The sequence below is a fragment of the Mesorhizobium sp. Cs1299R1N3 genome, from assembly GCF_037179625.1.
GTDB classification, from domain to species: domain Bacteria; phylum Pseudomonadota; class Alphaproteobacteria; order Rhizobiales; family Rhizobiaceae; genus Mesorhizobium; species Mesorhizobium salmacidum.
Genome location: NZ_JAPYKQ010000001.1, coordinates 338421 through 354803 on the forward strand (window position 1 = coordinate 338421; position 16383 = coordinate 354803).

Sequence of the window (16383 nt, forward strand, 5' to 3'; positions counted from 1 at the left end):
CACGGCAGCCCTCACTTCACGATGCGTTCGGTGCCGAAGACGCCCTGCTCGACGACGAAGCGACGACAGTGGTCGATGAACGCCTGTACCGTCAGCGTGCGATGCTCTGCGTTCGGCAAGGCAATTCCTAATGTGAGCGGCCTGAGGTCTCCCAGCAGAGGCACGAAGACAAGCAATTTGCCGTCCGGCGACATGGTGTTGAGCGGCCGCATATTGGCAATGCCGTAGCCGAAGCCGTTGGCGACCATCGAGCGCATCACGGCGATGTCGCCGGTACGCTCGACGATCTTGGGCCGCAGGCCCCTGGGCTGGAAGGCCGACAGGAAATATTCCCTGCTGTAAGGCAGATCAAGCAGTACCATCGGCTCATCGACCAGCTCCTCGGGCGTGATGCCTGCCCTCGCCGCCAGGCGATGCGCGGCCGGTAGCATCACATAGGCCGGCAACTGCATCAGCGGCTCGAAGGTCATGTCCTGCGACAGCTCCAGATCGTAGGTCAGCGCGGCATCTATCTCGCCACGCTGCAGCATCTCGAACAATTGCCCCTGGTTGCGCTCGAATTGCCGGACGCGCACATCGGGATAGGCATCCTCGAATTTCTTGCGCAGCGCCGGCAGCACGATCTGCGCGAAAGTGAGCAGGCAGCCGATCGCCAGCGGTCCGCGTACCTTTTCGGCGATATCGCCGGCAATGTCGTGCAGCGCGTCCGCGTCGTTGAGCAGGCGCGCGGCTTCCTTGAGGAACAGGCGCCCGCCCGCGGTCAGCGCCAGCGCATGCGAATGCTTGCGCACGAAAAGCTGGACGCCGAACTCGGCTTCGAGCTGAGCGATCGACGCCGAGATCGACGGCGGCGAGACGTTCACCTGCTCGGCCGCCTTGGCGATCGAACCCGCTTCGCCAACGGCGACGAAATATTCAAGTTGTCTGAGCGTGAAGCGGAGGGGCATGATGGCTATGTTGCCGGTTTGCAGCCGGTGATCAAGTCGCGGCCGATTCTCAATACTTGATCCAGGTGGTCTTCAGAGCAGTGTATTTGTCGAGCGCATGCAGCGACAGGTCGCGTCCGAAGCCGGACTGCTTGAAACCGCCAAAGGGAGTCATCGGGCTCAGCGCATCGACCGTGTTCACGGAAACCGTGCCCACGCGCAGTCTTTCCGCGAGGCGATGCGCCCGCGACAGGCTGTCGGTCCACAGCGATGCGGCCAGGCCGTAGACGCTGTCGTTGGCTATGCGAAGCGCCTCGTCTTCGGTGTCGAAGGCGATCACCGACAGGACCGGACCGAATATCTCGTCGCGGGCAAGCGGGTCGTCGGGCGAGACGTCATCGAAGATCGTGGGCTGCACAAAACTGCCGCGCCCGTCGACGGCGACCCGGTCGCCACCGGTCACCAGCCGTGCCGACTTCTTGCCGCCATCGATGAAACGCATGACGGTCGCGGCGTGGCGCGCGTCCACCATCGCACCCATCCTGGATGCTGGATCGAGCGGATCGCCGGGCTGGGCCGTCCCTGCCCGCCGCACCAGTTTCTCGACCAGCGCATCCTTGATGCCGCGCTCCACCAGAAGCCGGGAATTGGCCGAGCATACCTGCCCCTGGTTGAAGAAGATGCCGAAGGCGGCCATGTCGGCGGCCGCATCCAGATCGCCGCAATCGGCGAACACCAGATTGGGGCTCTTGCCACCGGTCTCCAACCAGACCTGCTTCATGTTCGACTGGCCGGAATATTGCAGGAACATCTTGCCGACAGCGGTCGATCCGGTGAAGGCAAGGCAATCCACATCCATATGGCGGCCAAGCGCCTGGCCGGCCGTCTCGCCGAGGCCGGGCACCACATTGAGCACGCCCGCCGGCAAGCCCGCCTCCATGGCGAGTTCGGCCAGCCTGAGTGCCGAGAGAGGCGACTGCTCGGCGGGTTTCAGCACCACCGAATTGCCCGCGGCCAGCGCGGGCGCGCATTTCCAGGTCGCCATGTCGAGCGGAAAGTTCCATGGCACGACGGCACCCACGACCCCAAGCGGCTCCCGCCGTACCAAAGCGAGGTCACCCCGGCCCGTCGGCGCCACCTCGTCATAGATCTTGTCTATCGCTTCTGCATACCACTGGAAGATCGCCGCCGATCCCGGCACGTCGATGGTCGCGGCGTCCTTGACAAGCTTGCCCATATCCAGCGATTCCAGCAGCGCCAGTTCCTGCAGGTGCTCGCGCAGCAATTCCGCAAGCCGCAGCAGCACTTGCTTGCGATGCTGGGGGCTCGCTCGCGACCAAACGCCGACTTCGAAGCTGCGGCGCGCGGCAGCGACGGCAAGGTCGATGTCCTCTTCGCCGCAGGAGGCCACCTCGGCGAGCGTTGCTCCCGTAGCCGGATTGATGCTGGTGAATGTTCGGCCGGAGCTCGCGGGCATCGTCTTGCCGTCGATGAACGCCCCGTCGCGAAAACGGATCGCCGACGCCTTGGCGATCCAATCCTTATGACTGAGTTCGCTCATGCTGGCTCCAGATTGTCGGGACTACTCGTCACCGGGAACGCCGTAGCTCGGCGCGCCAGACGGATTGAGGGCGCGCGTGACATAGGCATCGAGCTGGGGCTTGTAGATATCCCACAGCGTCGCCAGCTGCTCGATCGGACACTCCTCGCTCCAGTCGCAACGCAGGTCGGCGACGGGCCATGAGACATCGCGCACCAGTTTCACGCCGGCGGAGCGGACAGGTCCCGCCTCGCCGCCCGCCTCGAGCGCGGCTCGCATGGTGGCGATCAGCCGGTCGCCGAGATCGCCTTCGGAGGCGAGAAAGGCGTCCACCATGGCTTGCGGAACCTTATCGCTGGCAAGCAGGTTGCCGCCGCAGGCGACGTCCTCGCCGCGCGCCTCGGCCCAGATGCCGAGCGCTTTCGGCCCCGAATGGATCGCGCTGCCGCCGGCCGCGTCGACCGCCAGAACCTGCCGGTATTCGCTGAAAGCGGCCGTACGCTTCAGGATCGCGACGGCCTCAGTGGCGGAGGCGCCCCGCGCCATCAGCTCCAGCGCTCGTGGCCCGAGCGTCGGGTCCGTGACGTTCTGGCTGGCAACCGCCCCGACGCCCGCCTGCGCATAGGCGCAGCGGGCCGCCACCGCCGGAGATGACGAGGATACCGCCACTCCGAACATGCCGGTGCGCCGGCACCGTGCGACGATGGAGAAGGTCATGGCGCTCAGTCCGGGATGATGGCTGTGTCATCATCCCGGATGATGGCTCTGTCATCATCCGGAATAACTGCGATGCCGTCGATCTCGACCAGCCATTCCGGCCGCGCCAGGGCCGACACGACGAGGCCGGTCGAAACCGGATGCACGCCTTTGATGTATTCGCCCATCGTCCGGTAGACGGCTTCGCGATGGCGCACATCAGTCAGGTAGATCACCACCTTCACCAGATGCTCCATCGTCCCGCCGCATTCCTCGATGAGCTGCTTGATGTTCTGCATGACCTTGTGGGTCTGCTCGACCGGATCGTGGCTCTCGATGGTGTTGGCGGTGTCGAGATCCTGCGGACACTGGCCGCGCAGATAGATCGTGCGGCCGCCCCGCGTGACGACCGCCTGGCACAGATCGTTGTCGAGCTTCTGCTCGGGATAGGTATCCTTGGTATTGAAGGTGCGAATTCGCGTATGCGCCATGTTGGTCTCCATCAGGTCGGGCTCGCAGCTGTCGTCGGCTTTGGTCAGGCGTCCACGGCCTCGCGCTTCGCGGCGGCATGGTAGGCCAGATATTTGCGCTGCGTCGAAATGCGGTCGGCCACGTGCTTGGCGTCGTGCCATACACCCCAGATGAAACTCGATCCTCTTCGCGACTGCCAGGGCAGCCCCAGGAAATAGATTCCTGGCTCGATCGAGACGCCGCGGTGGTGCCTGGGCCGGCCCTTCTCGTCAAAGGCGTCGACCTTCAGCCAGCTGTAGTCAGCGGCAAAGCCCGTCGCCCAGATGATCGCCGCTATCCCGGCCTTGGCCAGGTGCAGTTCGCCGATCGGATTGGTCATGCATTCCGGATCCGGTTCGATCCGGCGGGCAGCGGGCTCTTCCGGAAGGTCGAGACCGTTGCGCGCGACATAGGCGTCGGCTTCATCCAGCAGCGACATCAGGCTGGCGTCGCCGCGCGCAATGTTTTTCGCAAGATCAGGCGCGAAGCTCATCAGCCCGTCCTGGTAGGTCCTAGTCATGCCGACCAGGGTAAGCCCCTGCGCCGCCAGCCGGCGGAAATCGATCGTTTCACCGCCGCGCGCGCCACTCACCGCGATCGTGACATGTTCCGTGCCGGGTCCTGGGGTTTCGAGGTCCCATTTGCCGAGAACGCCCAGCCACCAACAGAAGTCGCGCCCGCGATAGGCCCGCGGCGGGCGGTCATGCGGGCCGACCGAAAGATAGACGCGCCTTCCCGCGCGCTGGAGCTCGTCCGCGATCTGCACGCCCGATGATCCCGCTCCGACCACCAGCACACCGCCCTTTGGCAATTTCGCGGGATTGCGGTACGCGCTGGAATGGATTTGCAGGATGCCAGCCTCCTCGGGGACAACGGGCGGAATGACGGGGATTTGGAATGGTCCGGTGGCGGCAACGACGCTGTTGGCCTCGATCACGCCATCGGACGTCTCGACGCGGAAGCCGGGCCGACCGACATTTCTTTGCACGAGTTTGACTTCCACGCCGCTGCGGATCGGCGCATCGATCTGCTTGGCGTAAGCGACAAAATAGTCGGCGACCTCATCCTTGGAGGGAAAGCCGTCGGGGGCCGTCCGCGGAAACTCCATGCCCGGGAAGCGATCGTGCCAGGCCGGGCCGTTGGCAACCAGGGAGTCCCATCGCTGCGTGCGCCAGCGCTCGGCGATGCGGCCACGTTCGAGGACGAGATGAGGCACTCCGCACTTGCTCAGGTGCTCGCTCATGGCCACCCCCGCCTGGCCGCCGCCAACGACAAGCGTGTCTATCGTCTCAACCGACATGCCCAGTCCTCTTCTGACCATTCGACAGCTCCCGCCGCACGGATGAAACCGATTCCGGCGGCTGGCGGATGCAGCCCCGGGTGATCCATTTCACCGTGCTCCAGACAGGCCGTGTGTCATCCGGTCGTCTCGTTATTGGCGCTCACAAGTAGCAGCACGTGCCGGTGGGCGCCCATAACGAATCTCCGAAGTCACGCGTAACCATTTCCGAATTTCTCGCGCCGATAGACGCATCTACAGTTTCAGCGGTCGGATCCGCAGCGCCGCACGAAGTGGCGGGCGAAGCCGGGCATGGGTCGGCACGGAACTGGTTGCGGAACAGGATGCGCTACCGCAGCGGCCCGTTCCGCAATGCCTCGAGCGCCGGCATCCTCGAGGGGCTGGCATGAAGACCGAGAGCTATGATTACATCGTCGTCGGCGCGGGTTCGGCGGGCTGTGTGGTGGCCAATCGGCTGAGCGCCGATCCGTCTGTCAGGGTGTGCCTGATAGAGGCCGGCGGCAGTGACAACAGCCCGCGGGTAAGGGTGCCGGCAGGCATTCTGTCGCTCTATGGCAACCCGAATTACGACTATTGTTTCGTCGGCGTGCCACAGCCCCATCTCAACAACCGCAGCATTCCGGTCAACCGGGGCAAGACGCTGGGCGGATCGAGTTCGATCAACTCCATGGTCTATATTCGCGGCGCCGCGGAGGACTATGACGAATGGGCAGCGCTCGGCTGCGCCGGCTGGGCCTACAGCGACGTGCTGCCTGTGTTCAGGAAGCTGGAGCGCAACCTGATCGCCCAGGACCCGCGCTATCACGGCACGGACGGCGAGCTTATGGTCGACAATCCGCGTGATCCGAACGCGCTCTCCGGGATGTTCGTCAGGGCTGGCGAACGTGCCGGCCTGCCCGCCAACGAAGACTTCAATGCAGAGAGCCAGTTCGGCGTCGGGATCTATAACGTCACGCAGAATCGGGGCGAGCGCTTCAGCAGCTTCACCGCTTTCATGCGTCCGGTCCTCGATCGCAGGAACCTGACGCTGCTCAGCGCATGCGAGGTGATCGACCTCGTCATCGCCGAAGGGCGCGCGACTGGACTGCGCGTGCGCCATGATGGCCAGCAAAAAATATTCGCGGCCAGCCGCGAGATCGTACTCTGCGCCGGGGCCATCAACTCGCCCCAGATCCTGATGGCGTCCGGCATCGGCCCCGCGGACGAGCTGCGGCAAATCGGCATCACGCCGGTTCTCGACCTGCCGGGTGTCGGCAAGAACCTGCAGGACCATGTCGACGGCATGATCACCGTGCGCTCCAGGAGCACCAGGACGCTCGGCCTGTCGCTTGCCAACCTGCCCCGCATCACGGCAGCGCCCTTCCAGTATTTCGCGCGGCGAAAGGGGATGCTCACCACCAATTATGTCGAGGCCGGTGGCTTTGCGAGAACCAGGCATGCGAACGGCCTGCCCGACATTCAGTTCCACTTCGTGCCGGGCTATCGCAGCCATCGCGGCAGGCTCATCGAATATGGCCACGGCTACGCCATTCATACCTGCGTGCTCAGACCGAAAAGCGTGGGTGAGATCAGATTGTCACGGGACAGTTCTCACCGCGACGTTCTCATCGACCATCGCTTCTTCGCCGATGAAGACGACGCCATGGTGCTTGTCGAAGGCATCAAGATCGCGCGCAAGATACTCGCCGCATCCGAGTTCGATCCGGTGCGTGGCAAGGAAATGCTTCCGGGCAAGGATATCCGCAGCGACGACGAGATCCTCGCCTATCTGCGCGCCGAAGCGCTGACGGTCTACCACCCTGTCGGGACCTGCAAGATGGGGACGGACGCGATGGCGGTCGTCGATCCGGCGACGCTGAGAGTGCGAGGCGTGGCTGGGCTCCGGGTCGCGGATGCGTCAGTCATACCGAAGCTGATCGGCGGCAACACGAATGCGCCAAGCATGATGATCGGACAGAAGGCCTCGGAGATGATCCTGGGCTCGGCGCATCACGGCGAAAGGTAGGGATCCGCCCCGCCTTTCGAAATTGAGCCCGCTCAGCGTTGGTATCGTTGAACTACGCCAACCAAGCACGTCGTTCTCCCAAGACCGCCGCATACCTTCGGGTCGAGCCCGTGGGCACGCGTTTGGACGACGTGCATCAATGATCCTCGTCGATCTCGTCGTGTAAAAGGCCGAGGATGCGGCGCTTGAGCGCGATGAACTCGGGTTCGAGGATCACGTCCATCGAGCGCGGCCTGGGGATGTCGACCTTGATCTCGGCCTTGATCTTGCCGGGCCTGGCCGTCATCACCAGGACGCGATCGCCCAGGACGAGCGCCTCGTCAATATCGTGGGTAACGAACAGCACCGTCTTTTGCTGCCGCTCCCAGACGCGCAAAAGCAGTTTCTGCATGGTGCCGCGCGTCTGGCTGTCCAGGGCGCCGAAGGGCTCGTCCATCAACAGAACGGCCGGATCGTTGGCAAGGGCGCGTGCGATCGCAACGCGTTGCTTCATGCCGCCGGAAAGCTGGGCGGGGTAGTGGTCGGCAAAGGGCGCGAGGCCGACTTCGTCTAGATACTGGTCGACGATCTGCTTGCGCCGCCCCGCCGGCAGGCCCTTGCGCTTGGGCCCATACTCGATGTTGGCACGCACCGTGAGCCACGGAAACAAGGTGTAGCTCTGGAACACCATGCCTCTGTCGGGACCGGGTTCGATCACTTCGCGGCCATCGACCTTGATGCTGCCCGAAGTCGCGTCATTGAGGCCGGCCGCAAGGTAGAGCAGGCTGGATTTGCCGCATCCCGAAGGGCCGACGATCACACAGAATTCGTTCTTGGCCACCTTCAGCGACACATCGTCCAGTGCCAGCACGCCGTTGACGTCGCCGTAACGCAATGTCACGTCCTCTACGGCCATCGTCGTGCCGGTCGAGCGCGGATCGCCAGTCGTCGCGGCCGAGCCGGCCGGATCATTCGCCTTGATGGTCTCGCTCATTGCTACCCTTGATCCGACCGCGGTTTGCGAGGTTGCGTTCAACATCAGGATGCCCATGGCGCGACCCTCGCCCGAATAATGCGGAACGCCGTGTCGGTGACAAGGCCCAGAAGTCCGATCGCGGCGATCGCCATGAAAATCACATCGACCTGAAAGCCTCGCATCGCCTTCAGGCTGATATAGCCGAGGCCGCTCGAAGCGGCGACAAGCTCGGCCACGACCAGATAGGTCCAGGCCCAGCCCATGGTGACGCGAAGCGTGTCGAGGATGGCTGGAAGCGCGGCCGGGAAAATGACGTGCCACACGGCTTCGCTACGCTTGGTGCCCAGAGTGTAGGAGGCGTTGACCAGGTCCCTGGACACACTGCGCGCACAGTCGGAAATCATAACCAGCTGCTGGAAAAAGGTGCCGAAGAAGATGACCGCTATGCGCTGTTCGATCCCGATGCCGATCCAAAGGATGAACAGGGGCACGAAGGAGGTCACGGGCAGGTAGCGGATGAAATTGACCAACGGCTCCAGCGGCGCCTGCACCACCCGGTATGTCCCCATCCACAATCCCAGCGGCACCGAGATCAGCGAGGAGACGATGAAGCCCAGGATCACCACCTTGGCGCTGGTCAAAGTGTGGTAAAAAAGGCTGCCGTCCAGAGACATGCGATAGGTCGTCTGCAGCACGGTTCCAGGCGTCGGCAGGAACATGTTCGGCACGACGCGGCCATAGGACAGCAGGGCCCAGCCGCCGATCACGACCACCCACATCGCCAGCGCGAGTGTTGTTGCCGTGCCGGCTGGAATGTTGGCGAATGGGGTCGTCAGGCGTGTCCACGCTGTCCGCCTTTGTGCCATGGGATGGCCTCCATTGATGTTCTGAAGCGCGAAGCTCGGGCCTGCCGGGAAACCGGAGGCGGCCCGGTGGACCGACCCCGGTTTCTCGAAGGCTCACTGTTCCCTGATGAAATCGGTGTCGAGGATGGCTTTCGCGTCGATCGTCATCTTGAGCTTGCCGGCCTTGCCCCAGATGTCCTGCGCGAAGTTCACCAACTCGGACGCCTCGCTCTTCTGCGGCGTGCCGAAGAATTCCAGGTTACGATCGCGGTCATAGTAGCGCACGCCCTTGGCGCCGGCCGCGAAATCCTCGGGCTTTTCGAGATAGCCGCCAATGCCCTTGGCCATGATCTCATAGGCTTTTTCCGGATTGGTCTTGATGTACTCGACCGCCTTGTAATAGCCCTTGACGAGGGCTTTTACGTCCTCCGGATGCTTTTCGATGAGATCGCATTTGAGGGCGATCACATCCACGATCAGGCCAGGGGTGGTCGTCGAATCGATCAGCACCTTTCCCTTGCCGCCCTTGCGGACTTCGGTGAGATGCGGCTCCCAGGTCACGGCGGCGGGAACCTGGCCGGCGATGAAGGCGGTCGCCGCGTCATCGGCGGTCATGTTGGTGATGGTGACGTCGTCCTCGGTCATGCCTTCCTTTTTCAGGAGCACATTGAACCAGAATTCGGAAACGGAGCCCTCGTTCAAGGCCACCTGCTGACCCTTCATATCCTTGAGCGACTTGACGCGGGGCTGCGTGACGACACCATCACCGCCGTGGCTGTCGTCGAGCGCCAGGACGTATTTGAAACAGAGATCGTCCGAGCGGTACTTCATCAGCTCGTCGACCGTGGAGGCGGCGCCATCGAGATCGCCACCGGCGACCGCCGCCATGTAAAGTGCTGATTCTTCTATGACCTTCAGGTCGACATCGGCGCCGGCCTCCTTGAAGTAACCAAGGTCGCGGGCGAGAAACAGCGGGCCGTAGCCCACCCAGGTCGTCATGCCAAGACGGATGGCGCCGGCGTTGGCAGGAGCGGCGAGCCCCAGGCCCAGCAAGCCTGCGCCGACCGCGCTCATCAGGCAGTTTCGAAATGTCTTCATTGTCGTGGTTCCCCTATGGCTGTTGCCGGCATCGGCCTCATTCTAGCGGCGTATGCCGGCTCCTGTTTTGGCAGCCGCTCTTGTTTGGGCGTCGCCTCCCAAGCGAGCCTTACGTGTTCTAAGGTCCGCAAGAGAGCATTCGGGCCGGATCGCAAAAAGAAGTCTTTTTCTGCCCATTGCTTCGTCGAAACCGAAGCGCGGTCGATACCCAATCGGCTGCCTGGTTCTGGCCCCTCTTGCCGGTCCATTTCCGCCGGCTCCGTCAACGGAAGCGGCCTCGATGCCATGGCGCTCGGAACCGACGAGCGTCCCGTGCGGGAACTCGCTCCTGCTAAAGGACAGGAACCGACGCCGGCGGCCGGCGTTTTGCTGCCGCATGGACTTGCCGCACCGCGAAACCAGGGAACGGTGTCAGTGCCTGAAGGCTGCGGCTCGCGGGGCAAGGGCGGAGATGGATGCGATGAGTATTTTCTATCGGGCGGCCAAGATTGCGGAGCAGGCCCATGCATCGCAGCACGACAAGACAGGAGGCCCCTATATAGATCATTGCCGTCGGGTGGTCGACGCTGTCGAGACGATGGACCAGAAAGTCGTCGCCTATCTGCACGACGTTCTGGAAAAAGGCGAAGGCTGGAGCCGGACCAGGCTCGAAGAGGCGGGCTTTGGACCGACGATCGCCGCCGCGGTCGACGCCATGACGCGCAGAGACGGCGAGGACTATTTTGCATTCGTGCGGCGGGCTGCATCGAACCCATTGGCGCTGCCGGTAAAACGGGCGGATCTGACCGACAATATCTGGCAATCGCGGCAGATCGGAGCACCCACGGCCAAATACGAAGAGGCGTTGCGCATTCTTGATGACGAGTTCACCAGGTGACAGGCGCCCGGATGCTGACGGCAATTGAGCCATGGTGGCGGCATGGGCCGATGCCGTAGCCCGCGATTTCGGGCAAGACGTATGGATCACGGGCGCCAGCCGGTTCGGTTATTTTCGTACAAATGTTTTTTCGTGACACGCCGGGCGGGTGGTTTTATGAATCTGGCGATCGATCCGCCTACGGCATGCCTTCTGGCGCAATGCCTGATCGTCTTCGGGGCGCTTCGAAACCAAGGTGACGCCCATGCGGGAATTGCCGAAAGACATTGACGCCGATGTGGTGATCGAAATCAGCAGATTGCTGGATGACAGCGCGCTTTTCGTGCCTGTCCGGGTTCATGAACTCACAGCAAGGGTAAGGCAGAAAGTGAAGACGGGTTTGCCGGATCGTTCGATCGAAGAGCTGATCGTGGAAATGGCCTCCTTGCGTCGGTTGGCCATGGCCTTTGAGCTGCCTGGGACGGAAAATGTGGTGCAAATTCCAGAGCGACTCCCACGCTGACCGGATCAAGGTCACGCGCTCCACTCGGCAATCAGGATAAGCGATGCCCCGAACACCTGGGCGCCCGCGTCATTGCGCACCTTCGGTGATTTTGACCAGATCGCGATCCGGCATTTCGTCGCGAGCGGCATCCATCAATAACGAACCTAGATGAGCAGCCTTGGGCTCAATTTGCGGTGCTGCCTTCGTCAAAAAGCTGAATGTCCCGGACGGCAGCTTTCTTGGTGATCAAGCCTTTCAGATCGGCATCCGATCGCTCTGTGCCGGTCCGCTCCCGCAGCATCGCTATGGCGGCTTGCATCGACGGGAAAGGGCTGTCCTGCAACTCATCGAGAATGGCGTCCACCGACGTGGCGACATTGGTCGGTTCGGGATTTGTCGACATGGCCGTTCGTCCGTCCGACTCGCCGCCCATATCGGCGTGGCAGGTATTTAAAAGCGCTTGATTTGATGACTTTTCACTGTACGATTTTTACCAAGTCGTGCCAAGATCATCACGCGCCTTGCCTGCGCATGCAATCCGAAACGGCTAACGAGGTGCGGCAGTCACGCGCCAGACGGTGTTTCCAACATCGTCCGCAATCAACAAAGCACCGGCCTTGTCGACAGCAACGCCCACGGGCCGCCCATGTGCCTTGTTGTCATTGTCAAGGAAACCGGTGACGACGTCCTGAGGCTTGCCGTCGGGATGACCTCCATTGAACGGTATGAAAACGACCTTGTAGCCGTTGAAGCGCTTTCGGTTCCAGCTGCCATGTTCGCCGACAAACGCGCCGTTGCGATAGGATTCGGGCAGATTGGTGCCGGTGTAAAATGCCAGGCCCAGGGGCGCGACATGAGAACTCAGTGCATAGTCCGGGGGGATCGCCTTGGCGACCAGATCCGGCCGCTGCGGCATCACCCGCGGATCGACATGCTGGCCATAGTAGCTGTATGGCCAGCCATAAAACGCGCCGTCCTTGACCGAAGTCATGTAGTCGGGAACCAGATTGGGACCGAGTTCGTCGCGCTCGTTGATAACGGCCCAAAGCGCTCCGCTCTGCGGCTCCCAGCTCAAACCGTTGGGATTGCGCAGCCCGCTTGCGAAAATGCGCGAACGGCCTGTCGCTCTGTCGACCTCCCAGATGGCGGCGCGGTCCTTCTCCGCCTGGATGCCGTTCTCCGTGATGTTGCTATTGGAGCCGACCCCGACATAAAGCAGCGATCCGTCCGGGCTGGCGACGAGGGACTTGGTCCAGTGGTGATCGATCGGACCGCCGGGCAGCGGCGTAAGCACGGTGCCAGGGGCGGTGATCTTGGTATCGCCTGGCGTGTAGGGATAGCGCACGATGGCATCCGTGTTGGCCACATAGAGGTCGTTGCCGACCAGAGCCACGCCGAAGGGCGAATTGAGATGGTCGAGGAAGACGTTCTGGAGATCGGGCACGCCATCGCCGTTCGTATCGCGCAGCAAGGTTATGCGGTTGCTTCCCTCGGTGCCGCCGCCTGACGTCGCCATGGACTCGATCCAGCCCATGATCAGGTCCTTCGGACGTTTGATAGCGGCGCCGGGCGGCGCCACGGACTCGACCACCAGAACGTCACCGTTCGGCAAGGTGTAGAGCGAGCGCGGATGCTTCAATCCCTTGGCGAATGCCTGGATCTGCAAACCCTTCGCAACCGTTGGCTTCTCGTCCTGTTTCCAGCCGATGATCGAAGCGACATGCATGGGCGGAACCAGATATTGCGTCGGTTCAGGCAGTGTCGGGGCCGGCCCGACCTGGCCGCTTGGGTCTGGATCGTCGTCGCTGCAGGCAGGCAATGCCAGAAGCGATCCGCAGAGCAGGCCTAACCCCACGGCACGCCGGATGTGTCTGTCGGAACCCTGCATGGCGCTCATTCGACCACCTCCCCGAGAGCGCGGCCCGTGCTCCATCGCAGCAGCCACACGAGAAGCAAGACGATCACGGCCGCTGCGGAGAGGATGAGCCCCGTCGGCACAACCGACGTCCAGGCATCACGGCTGTGCACCAGCGCGTTGAAGAACGAAAGGACAAGAACCACCAGGGTGCCGAACAGATAGACCCAGCGCACTGGGAACATTCGACCGGTGAAGAGATCGACAAGGGCCGCAATTACCGCAAGCGCTCCCATCAGCAGACCGGCTAACAACAGCCATGCGGAAAAATCGGTCCACATCATCTCCGCGGTCCGCCAATAGGCGAGGTCGGTCAAAAGCGTGCCGATGAAACAGGCATTGGCGATCGCCATTGGCGCCCGATAGATCGGGCGCCTGGTGACCACCGGCATCGATCGGGAATTGACCATGGATTTCTCCGCCCTGCTCCAGATAGCATCTGGGGCTCCAAACAAACCTGGAGTTGAGATGTTCCGGGAACAGTTTGCGTTCAAGGACTTGTGATTGCCTGACCGGTGCCGGCCATGAGCGGCGCCGGCGAGGCGCCGGCATTGCAAAGGGATCTATGGCCAACATCCGCAACGTGAGCGGGTAACGGCGCTCGGCCAGCGGCGGGAAGTTATGTTCTATTCCAAGAGTGCGATGCGCCAGGCTTGCGTGGCACCCCATCGGTGCAAGACAAAATTCAGCTTCGTACGTTTCTTACCAATCATTTGACCTTTATTGTCGGCCATCCCTAGATCACTAGATTGGCTAGGCGGCATCCACAAACCATGCCGCAATGGCCGACGCGAGCTTAGGCAATGTGCCGTCAAACCGGCATTGTCGCGCCGGCCATTCCCGCACTTCCTGCCCACAATCCGGCCTACCAACCCCGGCAATGGTGGCGGTCAGGTGGGCGGACGATCCTGCCTAGAGGGGTTCTTTGAACCGAGATCTCCGACCAGCCGACGGTATTGCAGTTCGGGAGCGCCGTAAGAGTCCCGTGCCAGCGTCATGAGACCTTTCCGATCCCGGATCGTGATTTCGCCGCGGCGGGCTCGGATGTAGCCATGGCTCTCGATTGTCTGAAGCCCGACGGTGACCCCGGGGCGCCTGACGCCCAGCATGACGGAAAGGAACTCGTGGGTTATCATAAGCCTGTCGCCGATGGTCCGGTCGCTGCACATCAGAAGCCATCTCGCCAGCCGGACCTCGAGGCTGTGCCGCGCGTTGATCGATGCCGTGTAGCTCGTCTGGATGTGGAGATACTGGACGTAGCGCAACAGGAACGGCCGCAAGGTAGGGCTGTCTTCCAAGGCTTCGAGGAATGGCGCGGCGCTCATCCGCAGCGCTTCGCTCGTCGACTGGATGTAACAATCGAAGCTTGCCAGCTCATCGCCCATGATCAGCGCCGAACCGGTCATGCCTTCGAAGCCGATTATTCCTACCTCTGATTCCGCCGTCGCTGAAGCCTTGGCGACGACCGATGCGATGCCACTCTCCAAGAAATAGACGGCCTCGATCTTTTGGCCTTCGTTCTCCAACGGTGATCGCAATTCCAGAAAAACGCTCTTGAGATGTGGCCGCAGCCGCTCGAAATCGTCCGCGCTCATCCGGCGCAACAACTCGCTCCTGGCCTGCAGAACCTTGTGATCCACGAGACGCTCTCCACTTGGGCAAGAGCACTGGGATCTCTCGGCCGCCCGCGCCCCTCGAACGAGCGGACGGTGGCAAAACATAAACTGTCCCACCCGGCCAGCACTAGGCAGGCGGCCGTGTCGGTATGAAACCGACAGTAGCTGCTGTGGACAAATCGCAGGTTTCGTCGGCTATCGATCCTTCGCCAGAAGGCGAGCTTCCCTGAGGATAGAGGAGCGGTCGAAGCCTATCAGGAACACTATGTCGCGTATCTGCTGTTCCGTAGCGCCCGATTCACGGGCAAGTGCACGCACGGCTTCGGCCGCTAGACCGGGGCGCTCGGGGTCTTTCGCCATGACATCCTAGCCTCACGCTGGGCAGGAGTGCGATGGTCGCTCCCAAGCGTCAACGCCCGTATCGTGCTGCTGACGACCCCCTTTTTGTACGCCTTCGCACTGAACTTGGCGAATCAATTCGAACCGAGCCCGTTCGGGCGACTAAACCGTGCCCGGTTGTTTTCGCCCAGAAGCTCATTGCAGATGACATTCGCCGATTTTCAATCGGTATCAGCTCGGTGTGCAGTTCTGCTCCGAGGTGATGCGAATTTCGGACTGCAATGTCAGGCGGTCTCGGCGATATTCAGCACGGCGTCGATCTCGGCCATCACCGCTGCCGGCAGCGGCCCTTTTTCCAGCGCACCGAGATTGTCCTCGACCTGCTCGGGCCGCGTGAAGCCGGGAACCGGCAAGGCGATTGCCGACTTGGCGAGGATCCAGCCGAGCGCGCCCTGAGCAAGCGTGCGCCCGCCCGAGGTGAGCAGGTCGCGGATTGCCGCGAGCCTTGACAGATAGTGCGGGTTGGCGGCGCCATCCCTGAAAAACACCATCCATTCGGCATTCCCGCCGCGCACGTCATCGGCGGGCAGCTTCATGGCCGGCGTGTATTTGCCGGTGAGCAGCCCCATTGCCAAGGGCAGCCGGCTGAACGAGACGAGGTCTTCGCGCGCCGCAACGGCCATCAGCTCGTTTGCCGGGGTAAATACATTGAAGTCATTCTCCACGGCCACGAAACCCTCGCGCGGCGCGTAGGCGGCAAGTCGTTCGCGGTGATCGGTGCTCCAGCCGAAGCCGCCGATCTTGCCCTCCTGGTGCAGCAGGCCGAGCGTATCGAACACCTCGCCGGCGCGCTCGATCGGGTACTCGTTGATATGCAGCAGCGCGACGTCGATACAATCGCGCTGCAGTCGCTGCCGCGAATTGTCGATCGAAGTCCGGATCGCCGCGGCAGAGGCATCCTCGGGAGCGATCTTGCGCGTTTCGGGATCGCCGAAATAGCCGACCTTGGTGACGATGACCGCTTCGTCCTTGCCCTTCAACGCCCGCCCAAGGATCAGCTCGGCATTGCCGGCGCCATAGGCGGCAGCCGTGTCGAACACCCGCGCGCCGATGTCATAGGCCATCGCCAATGCGGCTTGCGACCTGACGTCGTCGACCTCGCCATAGATGGTCGCCGTGTCATGCCAGCGCGCCGCGCCACCCGCCGCCCAGGTGCCGATGCCGATGCGCGGTACCGAGCGGCCGTCCCAAAGCTTCATCATCTGCATGCCCGCCTC

At 62.5% G+C, this 16383-nt stretch carries 17 protein-coding genes; 3 read left to right on the forward strand and 14 right to left on the reverse strand.

The window, feature by feature from the left end; genetic code table 11:
* Positions 1-11: 11 nt before the first annotated feature.
* Genes O7B34_RS01600 through O7B34_RS01620 form a run of 5 tightly spaced genes read right to left on the reverse strand, consistent with a single transcriptional unit; the run spans position 12 to position 4972 of the window.
* Entirely contained in the window at positions 12-947 is a 936-nt protein-coding gene (locus O7B34_RS01600; protein ID WP_337144622.1) for a LysR family transcriptional regulator, read from the reverse strand.
* 49 nt (positions 948-996) lie between these two features.
* A complete protein-coding gene (locus tag O7B34_RS01605; protein ID WP_337144623.1) occupies positions 997-2487 on the reverse strand; it encodes an aldehyde dehydrogenase in 1491 nt (496 codons plus the stop codon).
* 21 nt (positions 2488-2508) lie between these two features.
* Complete coding sequence (locus tag O7B34_RS01610; RefSeq protein ID WP_337144624.1) at positions 2509-3183, reverse strand: DUF1028 domain-containing protein; 675 nt, start codon at positions 3181-3183, stop codon at positions 2509-2511.
* Positions 3184-3188: 5 nt separating this feature from the next.
* Positions 3189-3653: a RidA family protein gene (locus O7B34_RS01615; RefSeq protein WP_337144625.1), complete on the reverse strand. Its 465-nt coding sequence runs from the start codon at positions 3651-3653 to the stop codon at positions 3189-3191.
* A 44-nt stretch (positions 3654-3697) separates the two neighbouring features.
* Complete coding sequence (locus O7B34_RS01620; RefSeq protein WP_337145181.1) at positions 3698-4972, reverse strand: flavin-containing monooxygenase; 1275 nt, start codon at positions 4970-4972, stop codon at positions 3698-3700.
* 385 nt (positions 4973-5357) lie between these two features.
* Between O7B34_RS01620 and O7B34_RS01625 the strand changes: the two genes are divergently transcribed.
* Positions 5358-6977, forward strand: a complete 1620-nt coding sequence (locus O7B34_RS01625) for a GMC family oxidoreductase (protein WP_337144626.1) — start codon at positions 5358-5360, stop codon at positions 6975-6977.
* Between the two features lie 136 nt (positions 6978-7113).
* Here O7B34_RS01625 and O7B34_RS01630 read toward each other — a convergent pair whose 3' ends face one another.
* From O7B34_RS01630 to O7B34_RS01640, 3 genes are all read right to left on the reverse strand, one after another.
* Positions 7114-7872, reverse strand: a complete 759-nt coding sequence (locus O7B34_RS01630; RefSeq protein ID WP_337145182.1) for an ABC transporter ATP-binding protein — start codon at positions 7870-7872, stop codon at positions 7114-7116.
* 122 nt (positions 7873-7994) lie between these two features.
* Entirely contained in the window at positions 7995-8798 is an 804-nt protein-coding gene (locus tag O7B34_RS01635; RefSeq protein WP_337144627.1) for an ABC transporter permease, read from the reverse strand.
* A gap of 93 nt (positions 8799-8891) precedes the next feature.
* On the reverse strand, positions 8892-9875 hold the full coding sequence (locus tag O7B34_RS01640; RefSeq protein WP_337144628.1) for an ABC transporter substrate-binding protein: 984 nt from the start codon (positions 9873-9875) through the stop codon (positions 8892-8894).
* 460 nt (positions 9876-10335) lie between these two features.
* Here O7B34_RS01640 and O7B34_RS01645 point away from each other — a divergent pair, with 460 nt between their 5' ends.
* Both O7B34_RS01645 and O7B34_RS01650 read left to right on the forward strand, forming a co-directional pair.
* Complete coding sequence (locus O7B34_RS01645) at positions 10336-10752, forward strand: HD domain-containing protein (protein WP_027144822.1); 417 nt, start codon at positions 10336-10338, stop codon at positions 10750-10752.
* A gap of 244 nt (positions 10753-10996) precedes the next feature.
* A complete protein-coding gene (locus O7B34_RS01650; protein WP_337144629.1) occupies positions 10997-11254 on the forward strand; it encodes a hypothetical protein in 258 nt (85 codons plus the stop codon).
* Positions 11255-11420: 166 nt separating this feature from the next.
* Here O7B34_RS01650 and O7B34_RS01655 read toward each other — a convergent pair whose 3' ends face one another.
* From O7B34_RS01655 to O7B34_RS01680, 6 genes are all read right to left on the reverse strand, one after another.
* Positions 11421-11639 carry a hypothetical protein gene (locus O7B34_RS01655; RefSeq protein ID WP_337144630.1) on the reverse strand — a complete coding sequence of 73 codons (219 nt, stop codon included), beginning with the start codon at positions 11637-11639 and terminating at the stop codon, positions 11421-11423.
* A gap of 144 nt (positions 11640-11783) precedes the next feature.
* Positions 11784-13124, reverse strand: coding sequence for a PQQ-dependent sugar dehydrogenase (locus tag O7B34_RS01660; RefSeq protein WP_442920942.1), 1341 nt, complete (start codon positions 13122-13124; stop codon positions 11784-11786).
* 5 nt (positions 13125-13129) lie between these two features.
* Positions 13130-13504 carry a DUF2231 domain-containing protein gene (locus O7B34_RS01665; RefSeq protein WP_337144632.1) on the reverse strand — a complete coding sequence of 125 codons (375 nt, stop codon included), beginning with the start codon at positions 13502-13504 and terminating at the stop codon, positions 13130-13132.
* Positions 13505-14041: 537 nt separating this feature from the next.
* Positions 14042-14791 (reverse strand): Crp/Fnr family transcriptional regulator, encoded by a 750-nt coding sequence (locus O7B34_RS01670; protein WP_337139492.1) that lies wholly within the window; start codon positions 14789-14791, stop codon positions 14042-14044.
* Between the two features lie 171 nt (positions 14792-14962).
* Complete coding sequence (locus O7B34_RS01675) at positions 14963-15127, reverse strand: hypothetical protein (RefSeq protein ID WP_337107304.1); 165 nt, start codon at positions 15125-15127, stop codon at positions 14963-14965.
* Between the two features lie 263 nt (positions 15128-15390).
* Positions 15391-16374 carry an aldo/keto reductase gene (locus tag O7B34_RS01680; RefSeq protein ID WP_337144633.1) on the reverse strand — a complete coding sequence of 328 codons (984 nt, stop codon included), beginning with the start codon at positions 16372-16374 and terminating at the stop codon, positions 15391-15393.
* Between the last annotated feature and the right edge of the window lie 9 nt (positions 16375-16383).